14 protein-coding genes and 1 tRNA gene are annotated in these 14,799 nt (G+C 38.8%); 6 read left to right on the top strand and 9 right to left on the bottom strand.

Annotation, left to right across the window (positions count from 1 at the left end; translation table 11 throughout):
* Nucleotides 1-126: 126 nt before the first annotated feature.
* Nucleotides 127-777, top strand: a complete 651-nt coding sequence (locus ACLCDV_RS17005) for an ankyrin repeat domain-containing protein (protein ID WP_317665538.1) — start codon at nucleotides 127-129, stop codon at nucleotides 775-777.
* On the opposite strand, the gene ACLCDV_RS17010 is transcribed toward ACLCDV_RS17005, so the two are convergent.
* Both ACLCDV_RS17010 and ribD read right to left on the bottom strand, forming a co-directional pair.
* A complete protein-coding gene (locus ACLCDV_RS17010) occupies nucleotides 774-2,057 on the bottom strand; it encodes a DUF2851 family protein (RefSeq protein ID WP_317665537.1) in 1,284 nt (427 codons plus the stop codon). The genes ACLCDV_RS17005 and ACLCDV_RS17010 overlap by 4 nt on opposite strands.
* A 66-nt stretch (nucleotides 2,058-2,123) precedes the next feature.
* Complete coding sequence (gene ribD, locus ACLCDV_RS17015; protein WP_317665536.1) at nucleotides 2,124-3,170, bottom strand: bifunctional diaminohydroxyphosphoribosylaminopyrimidine deaminase/5-amino-6-(5-phosphoribosylamino)uracil reductase RibD; 1,047 nt, start codon at nucleotides 3,168-3,170, stop codon at nucleotides 2,124-2,126.
* Nucleotides 3,171-3,204: 34 nt separating this feature from the next.
* Between ribD and prmC the strand changes: the two genes are divergently transcribed.
* The 3 genes from prmC to ACLCDV_RS17030 all read left to right on the top strand — a co-directional run bounded on the left by prmC (nucleotide 3,205) and on the right by ACLCDV_RS17030 (nucleotide 6,075).
* Nucleotides 3,205-4,065 (top strand): peptide chain release factor N(5)-glutamine methyltransferase, encoded by an 861-nt coding sequence (gene prmC / locus ACLCDV_RS17020; protein WP_317665535.1) that lies wholly within the window; start codon nucleotides 3,205-3,207, stop codon nucleotides 4,063-4,065.
* 114 nt (nucleotides 4,066-4,179) lie between these two features.
* A tRNA-Lys gene (locus ACLCDV_RS17025) sits at nucleotides 4,180-4,252 on the top strand.
* Between the two features lie 785 nt (nucleotides 4,253-5,037).
* A complete protein-coding gene (locus tag ACLCDV_RS17030; protein WP_317665534.1) occupies nucleotides 5,038-6,075 on the top strand; it encodes a LacI family DNA-binding transcriptional regulator in 1,038 nt (345 codons plus the stop codon).
* A 95-nt stretch (nucleotides 6,076-6,170) separates the two neighbouring features.
* On the opposite strand, the gene ACLCDV_RS17035 is transcribed toward ACLCDV_RS17030, so the two are convergent.
* Genes ACLCDV_RS17035 through ACLCDV_RS17050 form a run of 4 tightly spaced genes read right to left on the bottom strand, consistent with a single transcriptional unit; the run spans nucleotide 6,171 to nucleotide 9,042 of the window.
* Nucleotides 6,171-7,016, bottom strand: coding sequence for a hypothetical protein (locus ACLCDV_RS17035; RefSeq protein ID WP_411971724.1), 846 nt, complete (start codon nucleotides 7,014-7,016; stop codon nucleotides 6,171-6,173).
* Nucleotides 7,013-7,396 carry a GntR family transcriptional regulator gene (locus ACLCDV_RS17040; protein WP_317665532.1) on the bottom strand — a complete coding sequence of 128 codons (384 nt, stop codon included), beginning with the start codon at nucleotides 7,394-7,396 and terminating at the stop codon, nucleotides 7,013-7,015. Before ACLCDV_RS17040 ends, ACLCDV_RS17035 begins: the two co-directional genes overlap by 4 nt.
* 1 nt (nucleotide 7,397) lies before the next feature.
* On the bottom strand, nucleotides 7,398-8,207 hold the full coding sequence (locus ACLCDV_RS17045; RefSeq protein WP_411971725.1) for a hypothetical protein: 810 nt from the start codon (nucleotides 8,205-8,207) through the stop codon (nucleotides 7,398-7,400).
* Nucleotides 8,191-9,042: an ATP-binding cassette domain-containing protein gene (locus ACLCDV_RS17050; RefSeq protein WP_411971726.1), complete on the bottom strand. Its 852-nt coding sequence runs from the start codon at nucleotides 9,040-9,042 to the stop codon at nucleotides 8,191-8,193. Before ACLCDV_RS17050 ends, ACLCDV_RS17045 begins: the two co-directional genes overlap by 17 nt.
* Before the next feature lie 725 nt (nucleotides 9,043-9,767).
* Here ACLCDV_RS17050 and ACLCDV_RS17055 point away from each other — a divergent pair.
* Nucleotides 9,768-10,244 carry a hypothetical protein gene (locus ACLCDV_RS17055; protein WP_317665529.1) on the top strand — a complete coding sequence of 159 codons (477 nt, stop codon included), beginning with the start codon at nucleotides 9,768-9,770 and terminating at the stop codon, nucleotides 10,242-10,244.
* Here ACLCDV_RS17055 and ACLCDV_RS17060 read toward each other — a convergent pair whose 3' ends face one another.
* Genes ACLCDV_RS17060 through ACLCDV_RS17070 form a run of 3 tightly spaced genes read right to left on the bottom strand, consistent with a single transcriptional unit; the run spans nucleotide 10,245 to nucleotide 13,016 of the window.
* Entirely contained in the window at nucleotides 10,245-11,021 is a 777-nt protein-coding gene (locus tag ACLCDV_RS17060; protein ID WP_411971727.1) for an enoyl-CoA hydratase/isomerase family protein, read from the bottom strand.
* Nucleotides 11,022-11,861, bottom strand: a complete 840-nt coding sequence (locus ACLCDV_RS17065) for a hydroxymethylglutaryl-CoA lyase (RefSeq protein ID WP_411971728.1) — start codon at nucleotides 11,859-11,861, stop codon at nucleotides 11,022-11,024.
* A gap of 6 nt (nucleotides 11,862-11,867) precedes the next feature.
* Nucleotides 11,868-13,016, bottom strand: a complete 1,149-nt coding sequence (locus ACLCDV_RS17070; protein ID WP_317665526.1) for an acyl-CoA dehydrogenase family protein — start codon at nucleotides 13,014-13,016, stop codon at nucleotides 11,868-11,870.
* Between the two features lie 154 nt (nucleotides 13,017-13,170).
* Here ACLCDV_RS17070 and ACLCDV_RS17075 point away from each other — a divergent pair, with 154 nt between their 5' ends.
* Nucleotides 13,171-14,778, top strand: coding sequence for an acyl-CoA carboxylase subunit beta (locus tag ACLCDV_RS17075; protein WP_411971729.1), 1,608 nt, complete (start codon nucleotides 13,171-13,173; stop codon nucleotides 14,776-14,778).
* Nucleotides 14,779-14,799: the final 21 nt, after the last annotated feature.

Below are 14,799 nucleotides of genomic sequence, written 5' to 3' on the forward strand. Positions count from 1 at the left end.
ACCACCCTTCTTCTAAATTTCAGTTCAATCCCAGGCAAAATTAAATACAAATATTTTCGCAAATCAGACATTTATTCTCATCAATAAAGTCTATTTTAGTGACAACGTTAGACAATTTGTTAAGACATGAACCTTTCCGTTTTAGAACAATATATTGAAGAAGGCAGAAGCCATGACATCGACTTATTATTGATTGGAAATCCCGAGCTTTTACAAGAAACAACGAGTCATGGAATTTCTCCCCTCCTATTAGCTTGCTATTATAACAAACCCCAGATCATTCGGGTACTTTTACAACACACCAAATCCATGACTATCCATGAGGCCTGTGCGGCTGGGTTAACCTCATACGTGGAGGCTATTATTTCGCAAGCTCCATCTGTTGTCAACGAATGGTCATCACAGGGTTTTACGCCATTGACCTTAGCCACCTATTTCAACAAAGCAGACATTGTCCGTCTTTTACTATCCAAAAAAGTTAATCCAAATGTCGTAACCAAAAATGAGCAACTCACCACCGCGTTACATATTGCTGCGGCAAACAACAATGAAGAGATCGGTAAGTTGCTTATCGATGCTAATGCAGATGTCAATGCCATTCAAGCTACTGGCGAAACCCCACTTCATTTCGCTGCGCAATTTGGTAATATCGATTTTATAGTTGCCTTACTCGAAAATGGGGCCGATACCAGAGTCATCAATATCTCAGGATTAGCTCCAATGGATATGGCATATGAAAAAGGCCATAAGGAGATTGCAGAAATTTTAAAGAATTAATTTCTTTTTAAAATTTCGGTTCCAATGCTGCAATGAAGGCAGCGCTTCCTATCACAATAAAATCGCTTTAACTGCAAAATTCCTTGACTTTGCAATGCGCTTTGAACAGGCCAATCATATTGAGCAAATTGTCTCACAACAACATTTTTTTCTGCAGGAAGCTGCTCCAAAAGATCTAAAGCTTTATCCATATAGGATTGAATACTAAAATATTTCCCGTATGAAAAAAGAAATACGATAATCACATTAATAACAAGCGTGTCAATAGTTTCTTTACCTAGACGAAGCGATGTTTTTACCTTCGTTTTGGTACCGAAAGATAAATATCCCCCCAAATAATCACCCGGCGACTCTATCTTAAATAATTTTCGAGCAGCCTCCAAATCATCCACAGCCAAAATCTTAGCAACTCCCAGCTCGTTCTTACTAAACAAAAGAGCTAATTGCGTGATTCGCCGTTCGGGAAAATTATAAGGCCTCATTCTCATCCTTTTCCATACCCCATAAATAGTCTCTATACCGTGAATATGTTTTTGATACTCAAATTCACCAACTAGCCGTTCCATATACTCGCTTTCTTGTCCTTGAATTAATAGCCGGCTGATCCCAAAGAAAAGAGCCTCTATTTTAAACAGGTTTGAACGATATTTTTGTAGAATGCTCCAGGGTAATTTTTCCCCAAGCTCCTGAAATGTATCTGCATTAACTTTCAATCCCATACATCTGCAGATCCATACCCATAGAGTTTTTTCCCAATCCGTATTAAATTGCTTTAAAATCACCAACATTTGTTGAACCTTCATTTCCAGGCGTTCAATAGCTAAAGTACTTAGCCACATGGATTTTTTAAAAAGATCAATAGAACCAAGCTGAAATTCACAAGGTATCGAACTTTTTGTATTCATCATCGCTGAATACCGTTCCAACAGATGCTTTTCCACATATTCCGAAAGCACCAATGTCGGTATCGATGTCCCATCATTCCGGAAGCTAACCTTATCATTTTTCCAAACTACATGTAAAATAACGTTGTTATAAGCGACATCTTCTTGATGACCATGTCGATCCCAATCCGAAGATTGGATATGCATCTCGACATGACCAAACCAATCATCGCCTTTATACCTGATATGTGACATGAGAAAATCGGGACCTGAATCTGTGTTGTATTGCCCCACATGAACAACGGCCAAGGGCTCTCCATCGGTAGAATTCAACCCATTTGCACGGAATAGCCGAAGTTTCCAGATAAACTGCATTAAGTTTTCTGTAACTAACATAATTGTAATTTTAAGATTAAACTAACCGGCTATGGCTTATAATATCTTAAATATACAATTTAATAATTACTGTTTCTTATAGATTTTTAAAAGATCATTGGAAACCAATTTGCTTTCTAGCAGTTGTCCCTTAAATTGAGGCGCCTCAATCCCGTTCAATAATGTTGTTTCAGACTCAAATACCCTTGCCTCATCCCAGAGGCCCGCATCGACAAACATTTGCAGGGTAGCACGCCCCCCTTCTATGATTATTGACTGAACATCCATTAAATAAAGTTGATAAAGAATACTCTGCGGTAGATATAACCCATAGTTTTCAAGCTCAATATACTTCACATTTGCTGTCCATTCTGTCTTTTTAGCATTGAACACAATTGTATCAGCTTGCTCATTGAGAATATTGGCATCTAGCGGAATAGCAAGATCTCTATCTAAAAGAATACGCAATGGGTTTTTGCCCTGCCATTCTCTTACGGTCAGACTGGGATTATCTACGATTGCAGTATTTGTACCGACCAAAATAGCATCTTCCTCCGCTCGCCAACGGTGAACCAACTGTTGGCTTGCAGCATTACTTATCCAAACCTGCTTACCTTCTTGCCCTATAAAACCATCCTTGGTTTGTGCCCATTTTAAAATAACGTAGGGACGAAATTGACCGATACGGGTAAAAAACCGACGGTTGAGCCATACGGCCTCTTTTTTCAGTAAACCAATTTCAACCTCAATACCAGCTTCCCGTAGTATTTCTACTCCTTTGCCATTGACCTTTGCGAAAGGATCCAAACAGGCTATAAAAACTTTCAACGGTTTCAGCTCCGCAATCATATTTGCACAAGGCGGTGTCTTTCCATAATGCGCGCAAGGTTCAAGGCTGACATAAAAAGTACTTTCTGCGATAAGCCGTTTTGCTTCTTCCCCATACTTTTGCATAACCTGTTGTACAGCATTGACCTCAGCATGCGGCCCACCATACGGAGAAGTATACCCTTCACCGATAATTTTACCGTCCAAAACAATGACAGCCCCAACCATTGGATTGGGACTCACTGAACCCGCCCCCATTTGGGCCAGTTCCAAACAACGATGCATATATTGCCTGTGCATATCCATAGATACAAATCTATGAAAATCGTACCTTTGACACATGAAAATACTTCAAGATTTCGAATTATTATTTCAACATGAGCTTCAGGAGTTATATGATGAGGATGAAATAAAAGCTATATTCTTAGTGGTTGTTGCCGAAAAGTTTGGGTTAAATAGAACCAATTATCAATTGAGAAAAACAGCTATCGTCAACGAGGCGGATAAGGCTGAAGTACTTAGCATCCTTCAGGATCTAAAAAAGAACAGACCTATACAGTATATACTCAATAAAGCAGATTTTTATGGTGAAGTTTTCCAGGTCAATGAATCTGTCCTCATTCCACGCCAGGAAACTGAAGAACTTGTCGATCTGATCATCAAAAACCACAAATCTTCTCAAAGCCTAAAAATTATAGATATCGGAACTGGATCTGGCTGCATCCCTGTCATCTTATCAAAGCATCTTATTAATGCCCAAGTAACCACGATGGACATCTCAAAAGAGGCGATAAAGACGGCACAGGAAAATGCTAGAGATTTAAAAACTCAGGTTCAATTTATCAATGCGGATATATTTGAATGGGAATACATTTTCTCCGACCAACAATACAATATCATTGTATCCAATCCACCCTATATAACCCCGGGAGAAAAGCAGCATATGAATCAAAACGTATTGGCTTATGAACCTGAGCTCGCATTATTCATTGAAGAAAGTGCTCCGCTGATTTTTTATGATGTTATTTCATCCTTTGCACTGAAACATTTAGCTCCAGATGGAGATCTATATTTTGAAATCAATCAATATCTCGGTGCAGAAATGAAAGAACTTATGGTCAAAAAAGGATTTGAGCAGGTCAAACTCATAAAAGACATCAATGGAGCAGACCGAATAATCCATGCAAAAAAAGCGCGATAAAAAATAATCCGTTTATTTATTAAGCAGTTAAGGCCTTTTGTCAAAATTTGCACGCAATAATTTGGCATATATCAAAAGAAATTCTACCTTTGCATCACTTTCAAAAACAGAAAGGATTCCGTAGCTCAGCTGGTAGAGCAATACACTTTTAATGTATGGGTCCTGGGTTCGAATCCCAGCGGGATCACAAAAGAAAAGCTAATCGCAGGATTAGCTTTTCTTGTTTTAAAGCGATTAGGATTCGAAAGAAGGGTCGGCCGGGTTCGATCCAATGGAGGCTCAGGGCTGTGATTGGGAAAAGAGGGGCTGAGCCAATCCCAGCGGGATCACAAAAGAAAAGCTAATCGCAGGATTAGCTTTTATTATTTAACACTCACGGGAACTTCTTTTTGTTCTGAAAAAATTACCGGTAAAACCGAAAAGCTACAACAAAACCAATGCACAACCCCATTCAGCCTATAGTTTACCGATAATCTAATATTGGACTGTTTTCACAAAACTATTTTCATTATCAATTGTATCTATTTATACAGACAAAAATTTAAATGATGAAAAGGCAATTAACATACATAATAATGTCATCCTCTTTTTTCCTTATTACAAGCTGCTCCGTAATAGAAGGGATATTTAAGGCTGGTGTTTGGACGGGTATCCTCATTGTAGTTGTTATAGTCGCCCTTGTCCTTTGGCTTATCAGTAAACTTTTCGGTGGCACCAAATAACAGTCCCCTCTTTTAACAAACTTTTGGACACCTTTCGCCCGAATACCAACAACATCTCATCAATTCACATTACCACGCTTTTCTTGATCTCCATTTGAAAACATGTTTTTTATCTTATCTTTATAATTTCAAGAATTTACGGGCTCAATACATTAAAAATAGTAACCGATAATTCAAGAATAATTCTAGCGCTATCTTACCATCGTATTGACGCTAGAACATTTGTAATCAATGAAAGAGGATCGAGCACATGAAGAGATTTACGTTAAAAGAGATTGGCCAACAGTTAAACCTATCTCCAGGAACCATTTCCAAAGCACTAAACGATAGCCATGAAATAAGTGCAGAAACAAAAAAGCTAATCTTAGATTTTACGCAGAAAATCAATTATATACCAAATTTCTCTGCAAAAAGCTTAAAGACGGGGCGCTCAAACACCTTAGCAATCATTGTTCCATTTATCTCAAGCTCATTTTTCTTTGATTTCTACGAAGAGATCTCGCACATTCTATCGCAAACGAATTATAAACTGATCCTATTGCAGACTTTTAACGACGAAAAAAAAGAAAAAGAAGCGCTGGAACTTTGCATACAAAGCAATATCGAAGGAGTGATCATTTCCCCTGTGAAAAATGATTCAAGCTTATCGCTTTTGTTTTATATGATGGAGCAGGTTTGTCCTGTTATTATTTTCGATCGCATAAACCATCAGCTCGAGACATTCAAAATCGGAATTCAAAACAACAAGGTCATCTATCAGGCAACAGAAGAAATGATCAAAAACAGAAGAGAAAATATTATCCTTTTACTATGTAAAGACATCGGTGGCAATGTAAGCCGAATAAAAGGATATAAAGATGCACTCTTCAACGCCGGCGTACCCTTTAAAGAAGAAAATATTATAGAAATTTCTTATTCAAGTCCCAAAGACAATATCGATGATGAACTAGAAAGCAAAATAAGCACGTTATTAAATAGGCCCTCTGCCCCAAACGCACTCCTCTCAACAACAGACACGTTATCGCTGAAAGTTTTGCACATATTAAATAAATTGAAGTTAAAGATTCCTGATGACATGAACTTAATTGGCTTTAGCAACACCCCTTTTGCCAACAGTCTCAACCCATCTTTAACAACAATCACCCAGCCAACACAGCTGATGGCAGAAAAATCGGTAGAATTGCTCTTGCAGATGTTAAAGAAAAAAAACAAAAAGAATTATTTCGAATTCGAGACGTTTTTTTTGGACTGTAGTATCGAACACCGAAAATCTACATCATCCCTTTAAAGAAAAGGTCAAAATTCCGCTATGGAATTTTGACCTTTTCAGAAAATACCGATCTCTACTATTAACGATCGCCCCCAACATCCACCAATTAAACCCTACTTAATCAATGATCGTAATGCATGGACGGGCAAATCTATTTTAGTATCATTGGATAGATTCCCGTTCAATGTTCCCCATTGCAAACTATCTAAACGGACAGATGATTTCCCTTCAGTTTTAATATTCAGAAGACCAACTTTGGCCTCAGGTCCTTTCCTATTGAAATATACTTCTGAATTATTTGCAACAATATCTGCACTTTGATAATTCGTACGCGGAAGCCCCAAAACACTATTCGTCGTGTTTACAAATAAACGACCGACAAGAGAATTCCCCTTACTGTCCGTCCCTCCAAGATCATCAATAGTGGAATTTGTCAGGTTCAGGTTCAATGTATTTATAACGGATTTTTCCGCAAGGGAAAATACCTCAACGCTATCACCTACAACAGTCAACTCGTTCAACTTGGCGGATAACTCGTTAATACCCGCATTTTTTAATTTTAAAACCTTAAGATCAGGTGAAAAAATATAAATTGACTTATAAAACCCCTCTCCTCCCGATAAAAGATCTAAGGTAAGATTGCCAGATTGATCGACATTCGCTTTCACAAAGTCGGCCTGACTTTTATTAACCTTAACCATAAACTTATCGCTCTTCACCCAATATAAACCTATACCGCTTGCTTTGGCACCTGAAATATAAAGCTTATCGAAAGCAGCCAAGGGAAACGAGCGATAATAAACATCCTTTGCAACCGGTTTAGAGACCTCCTGCTCCACATCAGCATGATACTTTTTCGCATCCACTCGATTTATACGAACAAGGTACGATGCGACAAGCATCGGAACCGCGAATAAGCCTATTGCTAATCCCATTATTATTTTTGTACTTAATTTCATGACTCATTTTGATTAAAATTCTGACTAACAAACCGTTTATAACGTTGTTCTAACTCATCCAGACCAATTTCCAATAAATAAATATTACGAAAAAATAAAGGAAGATCTTCTTCTAGAAAAATTGCCTTTCTATACAACTTCACATTCTTCACTGAATCTTCTGTCAGAAAAAAACCAATCCCACGCTTATTGGCTATAATTTCTTTCTGCTGCAACATATCGTAGGTCCGCATAACAGTATTGGGGTTGACCTCCATCTGAACGGCCAATTCCCTTACCGAGGGGAGTTTTTCATCCACTTTCCAGGTCGCTAGCAAAATATGATCACATACGTACTCAGCAATCTGGAGGTAAATGGCTTTATTTGCGCTGAACTCCATATTAAATCTCCTTTTCTTTTAATCTTAAAAAAGCAACTGCCCAAATCATTATGGTAAGCAACACTCCGACAGCGCTGATCAACGCAAAAATGTGATTTGAATCAGACCAATAATTATGATCCATTGTACTTACGGTATCCTGGGTCTGAGTTTTCATTAAGTAAACAAAAAGACACACCCAAACAACACAGTAGAGCACAAGAAAAATAGCCGTCTTGACATATTGATAGTTTTGGTAGACGATCCCACCAAGTAAGAAAATTGCATTCAGAAGAATTGGTACAAAACAAAAATAATAAGCTGGTTCAGGGTATTGAACCTTGAAAAAGTACTGCCATAAATCCACACTAACCACCTCTCCTGATGGCTGTGCTTCATTTAAAACAACAGAACCAACGCTCCTCAAATAAGAAACAAATGCCAAATCGATCAAATAAAAGACCAATAAATATGAACCAATACTCACGACAACCGTATAGAATAAGCTGACCAGAAACTTTTCCAATTGTGAAGCAGGAATCATCAGCTCAAAAATCGCCCGGGTCTTTTTCCCTAGGTCAGCAAAATAACTGCTCGAGATAACCGTTACAAAAAAGAGTCCCAAGATACAAAACAACGGTGCTCTGAAATTTAGCAACGAATAAACAGTATTCTTTTTGATATCATCATAATTTGATCCCAAATTAACTGCATAAAAACCAAAAATTACCCCAGCAATAATCCCTATTGACATCAGATAAATCCGTCCAAAACCAATCCATTGTCTTCGAATCAGTCCAACAAAACGCGTAGCATTAAATAGATTTGACATATTCATCATGTTTAATAAGGTCCGTAATTTTTTCCTTGCACTGTAACACTGCATTAAATAGCAACTCCAAATCCAGTTTCGAATCTTCTACCGCCGGGTTTGGGAGAATAACATTAAAACCGCCCACCCCTTCTTCGGAATAGAGTGTATCCAAAGGCAACTCTCTTACTTTTTTAAAGTATAAACGATCCGTAATCACATGCATCGGAGCGTTGAGTGCGACCTTATGATCATCAAGTAGAATAACAGCATCAATAAGATTATCCAGATCACGCACCTGATGTGTGGAGATAATCACACATCGATCGTCAGTAATGGCAGAAGCCATGATCTTTCGAAACTGAACCTTAGAAGGAATATCCAAACCATTCGTTGGCTCATCCATGATGATCACTTTTGTGTTAGAAGCTAAACCGAAAGAAATAATATATTTCTTTTTCTGTCCATAACTCATGTTTGCTAATTTTTGCTCAATGGGAATATCGAACTCACGAATAAGCTGATCAAAATATACCTGATCGAAGTTGGGGTAGAACCCTGCATTAGCTTTCAGAAACTGTTCTGATTTTACGGCAGGGAGATAAAACTCTTCCGGAATAAAACTAATCTCCCTTAATAAGGAGGGCTCCCTTCGATTAGGGTTATGCCCCAGCACATCAACTCGCCCCGAAACAGGATATACCAAACCGGCGATATTCTTAAGCAAAGTCGATTTGCCAGCACCATTCTTCCCCAATAAGCCATAGATATGCCCCTGCTTCAATTCAAGATCCATATGAAGAAAGAGTGGCCTTGATTTACTATAGCTGAAATTTAGATTTTGGATAGTAACCATACTACTGTATTATTTAATTAATACACCAATATAGAAACGAATTTTATATAATTCCAAAAATATTTTAAAAAAAACACAGGCAGAGCTTTGCTTACGCTCAGGCATTAATTTATTTTAATACCGCCAATCGCGCATAGGATAACATAAACGCTAAATTTACGTAATAAACATAATAAATTGACAAACAAATAGTTATTTAAATAAATTATGAAATTCGTAATAAACAAAACGCAACGTTAACGACATACGTTATCCGTGTTAAAAAACTGAGCAAATTATAACTATCCGCCAAAACTAAAATAACCCCCATTCTAAGCACGAAATAAATCAAAACCATACAAACCCCTTGAAAAGGATAAATACCACCTCAGAGAGGCTAAAAACAGCCAAAAATAAAACACACAAGAGCAGTATTGATTGTTCAATAGGAAACACCTTTGTTCTTGCAATCATTTGAGCTGTCTATTTGGACCAGTTAATCGTTATTCTCCATCTGACCGACAAATACCAAATTACACGCAACAGCAGTATTAACCAAGAGTTAAACAAAACACAAAACAGACTAATAATCAAAACAATAAAAAACTTACATAAACAATAAATACACATAAATATGACACCCCTTGAACAACAGATTAGTCAACTGATAAAAAACTGCCTTTTATTTAGGCGATGCTATTGCTTAAAATAGCTTTAAATCTATTTTATTACCATCTTTGTCTGGTATGATGAATCACATTTATCCTTTCATTCTAGCGATGCATTCTTTATGGAGATGGGAGGTACTGATTGTACTAACTTTTAGTCTCGTGAACTTTTTTTACAAAAGAAAAAAGAGACTTCCATTCTCCCCTACCGATCAATTTCTTGTAAAAACTACGGTTATTTCTTTTTATATTCAGCTAGTTTTAGGTTTTAGCCTCTATGTACTGAGCCCCATCACACAGTACTTCCTGCAACATTTCGACGAGGCTGTTCACCTCAGGCAAATTCGCTTCTTTGGCATGGAGCACAGTAGCATGATGATTATTGCCGCAATCTGCTTAACATTAGGTGCCCTTAAAAGCAAAAACGCCGATACAAACGATCGACGTTTTAAAATATTATTAATCTGGTTTGGACTAGCTCTCCTGATCGCTCTTAGCTCCATTCCCTGGGAATTCTCGCCGCTGACAAGCAGACCTAGTTTTCGATCATTTTAATTAGCTATTTTGCCAGTTGGCTTTTCTTTTATTTCGCATTGCATCCATTCCCTCTTTGAAATCATTGGTTTTACGCAAATCTGCCAAGCTCTCCAATAGAAAGTTATACTTTTCATCATAATCTTGCTCTTTTAATTTTCGCAGTGCTACAAATCCCCGTGATATAGCCAAGGGAGCATTTTCCAGAATCGTCCTTTTCAATTCTGTCAATACTGTTTCTTCGGGATCCAGCATGCCATACAAGATTTCCTTTTCCAAAGCCTCCTCCGCAGAAAAAGACCGACCGCTGATACAGAGATCCATCGCTTTTCTTTCAGGCATGTATTCTGTAAGCAACGCTAACACCTGAAATGGAAAGAGCCCAATTTTCACTTCAGGCAAAGAAAAACGTACCTGAGGGAGGGCAAACAAATACGTACAGGATAATGCTATCAAGAAACCACCTGCAATAACATCTCCCCTAACAACACAGATTGAAGGCTTATCTAAACAGGCAAATATCTCCGCCAGTGACTTTTCAACCTTAGGAATTGCCGGATTACCAATATCCAATGTAGGATCCTCAAAAGCTTTAAGATCCATACCGGCGCAAAACACCGGACCTTCAGCCTCTATTTGTATTAACCAAACATCAGGATTGCTATTCGCCAGATTCAATACATAGGCTATTTCGCTCACCATTGTCGGACTAAAAGCATTTCTTTTATCCGAACGGGCTAAGGTCAAGTTTAACACATGCCCCTCAACATGCACTTTAATAAAATTCAGTTTTTCCATCTACAAAATCATTTGTCTGAAGCTATGCTCCAATCCGATTATTTCAGCATCAGTCCCTCGTCCAAAATAATGCAACAACAGCTCTGAAGGTATATTACCAACCAAATCATCTTTTGCAAATGGACAGCCGCCATAACCGAGCAATGCGCCTTCAAATTTACGGCACCCCGCAAGGTAAGCTGCTTCAATCTTTGCAAGACTTTCCTCTCGCCTTGCATGAAAATGCGCACCTACTTCCAGTGTTGGAAAACGAGTTTTAACAAAACTAAATAATTCTGAAATCTGATTTGCATCGGCTTCTGAAGTTGTGTCTGCCAAAGAAAATTCCAGAATGCCAAGATCGCCTAATTTTCCAATCCACTCTTCTACCAAAAGCGGGGACCAAGGGTCACTGTATGGGTTTCCAAAAGCCATGCTAATATAAACGACTAGAGATTTATGCTGCGAGTCGGCCAAAGCTTTCATTTCTTTTACCTGCTGATAAGAAGCCGCCAAGCCCATATTGGTATTTCGCAATTGAAATGTTTCCGATATTGAAAATGGATACCCTATAAAGTCGATTTTTTCCTCTAGAACCGCCTCCTGCGCACCCCGAAGATTGGCAACAATCGCCAATAACTTCACATGCTCATTCGTTCTGATTCCTTCCAGTACTGCTTTTGTATCCGCCAACTGCGGAACTGCTTTCGGCGAAACGAAAGATCCAAAATCAATAACATCAAACAGCCCACTTTCGATTAACGTATTGATATGTTTTATTTTCTTATCTGTCTCAATAAAGTTATGAAGCCCTTGAACAGCGTCTCTTGGGCAATCAACCAATACAACTTGATCCCTCATAATATGCTATAAAATATCTTTCTCAATCTCTCTAGCGATCACCATTTTCTGAATGCTTGAAGTCCCTTCACCTATTGTACATAACTTGGCATCTCTAAAAAACTTCTCGGCAGGATAGTCCTTTGTAAATCCATAACCACCAAAGATTTGCACAGATTCATTCGAGACACTAACGGCAGCCTCTGACGCATAAAGTTTAGCCATCGCACCAATTTTAGAAACACGATCTCCATGATCCTTTAAATAGCCCGCCTGCCTCGTCAACAGTTCACTGGCTTCTACTTGCGTAGCCATATCTGCAAGCGCAAAAGAAACCGCCTGAAATTCGTAAATCTTTTTCCCAAACTGCTCACGCTCGTGTGCATATTTCAACGCGCACTCGTAAGCTCCGCGTGCAATACCCAAAGAAAGTGCCGCAATAGAAATACGTCCGCCATCCAATAGTTTTAAAGCCTGCACAAAGCCCTGCCCTTCTTCACCGATGAGTTGATCCCGATGAATCCGACAATTATCAAAAAACAGACAGGCAGTTTCTGAGGCGCGCATCCCCAATTTATTTTCTTTCTTTCCTGCGGTAAATCCAGGTGTACCTTTCTCAACAATAAAAGCTGACATCCCTTTTTTATCTCCCTTAGCCCCCGTCCGCGCAATAACGACAGCAACACTAGAACTGATGGCATGCGTGATAAAATTTTTAGAACCATTTAACACGTAGTGATCACCATCTCGCTCAGCAAATGTCGTCATTCCACCGGCGTCCGAACCAGAACCTGTCTCTGTAAGTCCCCAGGCACCGATCCATTCAGCAGTCGCCAACTTTGGAAGATAACGTTTCTTCTGTTCTTCACTGGCAAAGCTTAATATATGATTTGTACATAACGAATTATGCGCCGCTACGGAAAGTCCAATTGAGCCACACACCTTGGAAATCTCATCCAAAACGGTAATATACTCCTGGTATCCGAGTCCCGATCCACCATATTCTTCAGGAACGATCACACCCATGAAACCGTGCTCGCCTAACTTTTTAAAAACTTCTATTGGAAATATTTGGGCTTCGTCCCATTCCATCACATGAGGTTTGATATGATACTGTGCAAAATCTCGCGCACTTTGTCTGATCATATCCATTTGTTGTTTATTTTCAATAAACATAAGCATGAATATTAAATTTACAATCGGTAATTCAATTCAAATATATCAAAATATTTAGGAATAAAATTGCAAATATTTTAAAATTTTATTTTAAATTTATCTAAAAATAAGAAATTCTTAATTCAACAGCTTTTTAAAACCAAGATTATAAATTATGAAGGAGCTACTCGCATTACTTCGCCAAAAAAGAGAAAATTTAAAACTAGGTGGTGGCATCGATAAAATAAAAAAACTGAAAGAAAAGGGCAAAATGTCAGCCTGGGAACGAATAGAATATCTACTGGACCCAGACCGAGAATATCTGGAAATAGGCATGTTTGCCGGCGAAGGAATGTATAAAGAACATGGTGGATGCACAAATGCAGGCTGTGCAGCGGTACTGGGCTATTTAAAATCCAAGCTATGTGTCATCGTCTCTAACGATGCAACCGTAAAAGCAGGAGCCTGGTTCCCTATTTCTGCCAAGAAAAATTTACGTGCACAGGAAATTGCCATGGAAAACAATCTTCCAATTATTTATTTGGTAGATTCTGCAGGCGTATTTTTACCGATGCAGGATGAAATATTTCCCGATAAAGAACACTTTGGCCGCATATTCCGTAACAATGCCCGAATGTCTTCCATGGGTATCCCTCAAATTGCAGCAATCATGGGAAGCTGCGTGGCAGGTGGTGCTTATCTCCCGATCATGTCCGACTACGCTTTTATCGTCGAAGGAACAGGCTCTGTATTTTTAGCAGGCCCATACCTGGTCAAATCTGCGATAGGTGAAACCGTAGATGCTGAAACACTCGGCGGAGCTTCTACCCATTCGGAGATATCCGGCGTGACAGACAATAAATTTCCCGACGACCAAAGTTGTTTAGAGGCTATAAAAAATGTTATCGATAAAATAGGTGGAAATACAAAAGCTAATTTCAACAGAAAGAAAAGCCTTCCTCCAAAAACAGATCCGAGTAAAATAGTAGAGATTCTTCCCGAAGACAGGACAAAACCTTATCGCATGCAGGATATCTTGGATGCAATTGTAGATGCAGACACTTTAGAGGAATACAAACCCGATTATGGAAAAACAATTGTCTGCTCCCTCGCACGTGTAGACGGTTGGGCTGTCGGCATTGTTGCCAATCAACGTGAAATTATCAAAGCCAAGAAACCCGGCAACGCAATGGAAATGCAGATGGGCGGGGTTATCTATAGTGATTCAGCAGATAAGGCAGCGCGATTCATCATGAATTGCAACCAGCAGAACATTCCGCTTGTATTTTTTCAGGACGTCACTGGATTTATGGTAGGAAGCCGATCAGAACAAGGGGGGATTATCAAAGACGGAGCAAAAATGGTAAATGCAATGGCCAATTCCGTAGTCCCAAAATTCACCTTTATTGTTGGAAATAGTTATGGCGCTGGAAACTATGCGATGTGTGGAAAAGCGTATGACCCACGACTAATCTACGCTTGGCCTACCGCCCAAATGGCTGTCATGAGCGGTGCCGCTGCAGGCAAGACACTGTTTCAAATCCAAGAATCAGCGTTAAAAGCCAAGGGTCAAGAAATAAATGAAGAAGAAAAAAACAGTCTCCTTAAATCAATCGAAGATCGGTACAACGAGCAACTGAGTCCGTATTACGCTGCTGCAAGATTATGGGTTGATGGAATTATAGCACCTGAAGAAACACGAAAAGTCATCAGCATGGGAATTGAAGCGGCCAACGAAAAGCCTATTCTAGAACGGTATAATGTAGGTGTTATACAGGTTTGAGTGGAGTAAAATTAAATTAGA

Source organism: Sphingobacterium sp. Lzh-3, from assembly GCF_046764375.1.
Lineage (GTDB): Bacteria > Bacteroidota > Bacteroidia > Sphingobacteriales > Sphingobacteriaceae > Sphingobacterium.

Coding starts and splice junctions, on each gene's coding strand:
- ACLCDV_RS17070 (WP_317665526.1), bottom strand. CDS start 13,016: ATGTTTATTGAAAATAAACAACAAATGGATATGATCAGACAAAGTGCG.
- ACLCDV_RS17060 (WP_411971727.1), bottom strand. CDS start 11,021: ATGGAAAAACTGAATTTTATTAAAGTGCATGTTGAGGGGCATGTGTTA.
- ACLCDV_RS17005 (WP_317665538.1), top strand. CDS start 127: ATGAACCTTTCCGTTTTAGAACAATATATTGAAGAAGGCAGAAGCCAT.
- ACLCDV_RS17075 (WP_411971729.1), top strand. CDS start 13,171: ATGAAGGAGCTACTCGCATTACTTCGCCAAAAAAGAGAAAATTTAAAA.
- ribD (WP_317665536.1), bottom strand. CDS start 3,170: ATGGATATGCACAGGCAATATATGCATCGTTGTTTGGAACTGGCCCAA.
- ACLCDV_RS17030 (WP_317665534.1), top strand. CDS start 5,038: ATGAAGAGATTTACGTTAAAAGAGATTGGCCAACAGTTAAACCTATCT.
- ACLCDV_RS17065 (WP_411971728.1), bottom strand. CDS start 11,861: ATGAGGGATCAAGTTGTATTGGTTGATTGCCCAAGAGACGCTGTTCAA.
- ACLCDV_RS17035 (WP_411971724.1), bottom strand. CDS start 7,016: ATGAAATTAAGTACAAAAATAATAATGGGATTAGCAATAGGCTTATTC.
- ACLCDV_RS17010 (WP_317665537.1), bottom strand. CDS start 2,057: ATGTTAGTTACAGAAAACTTAATGCAGTTTATCTGGAAACTTCGGCTA.
- ACLCDV_RS17040 (WP_317665532.1), bottom strand. CDS start 7,396: ATGGAGTTCAGCGCAAATAAAGCCATTTACCTCCAGATTGCTGAGTAC.
- ACLCDV_RS17055 (WP_317665529.1), top strand. CDS start 9,768: ATGATGAATCACATTTATCCTTTCATTCTAGCGATGCATTCTTTATGG.
- ACLCDV_RS17045 (WP_411971725.1), bottom strand. CDS start 8,207: ATGTCAAATCTATTTAATGCTACGCGTTTTGTTGGACTGATTCGAAGA.
- ACLCDV_RS17050 (WP_411971726.1), bottom strand. CDS start 9,042: ATGGTTACTATCCAAAATCTAAATTTCAGCTATAGTAAATCAAGGCCA.
- prmC (WP_317665535.1), top strand. CDS start 3,205: ATGAAAATACTTCAAGATTTCGAATTATTATTTCAACATGAGCTTCAG.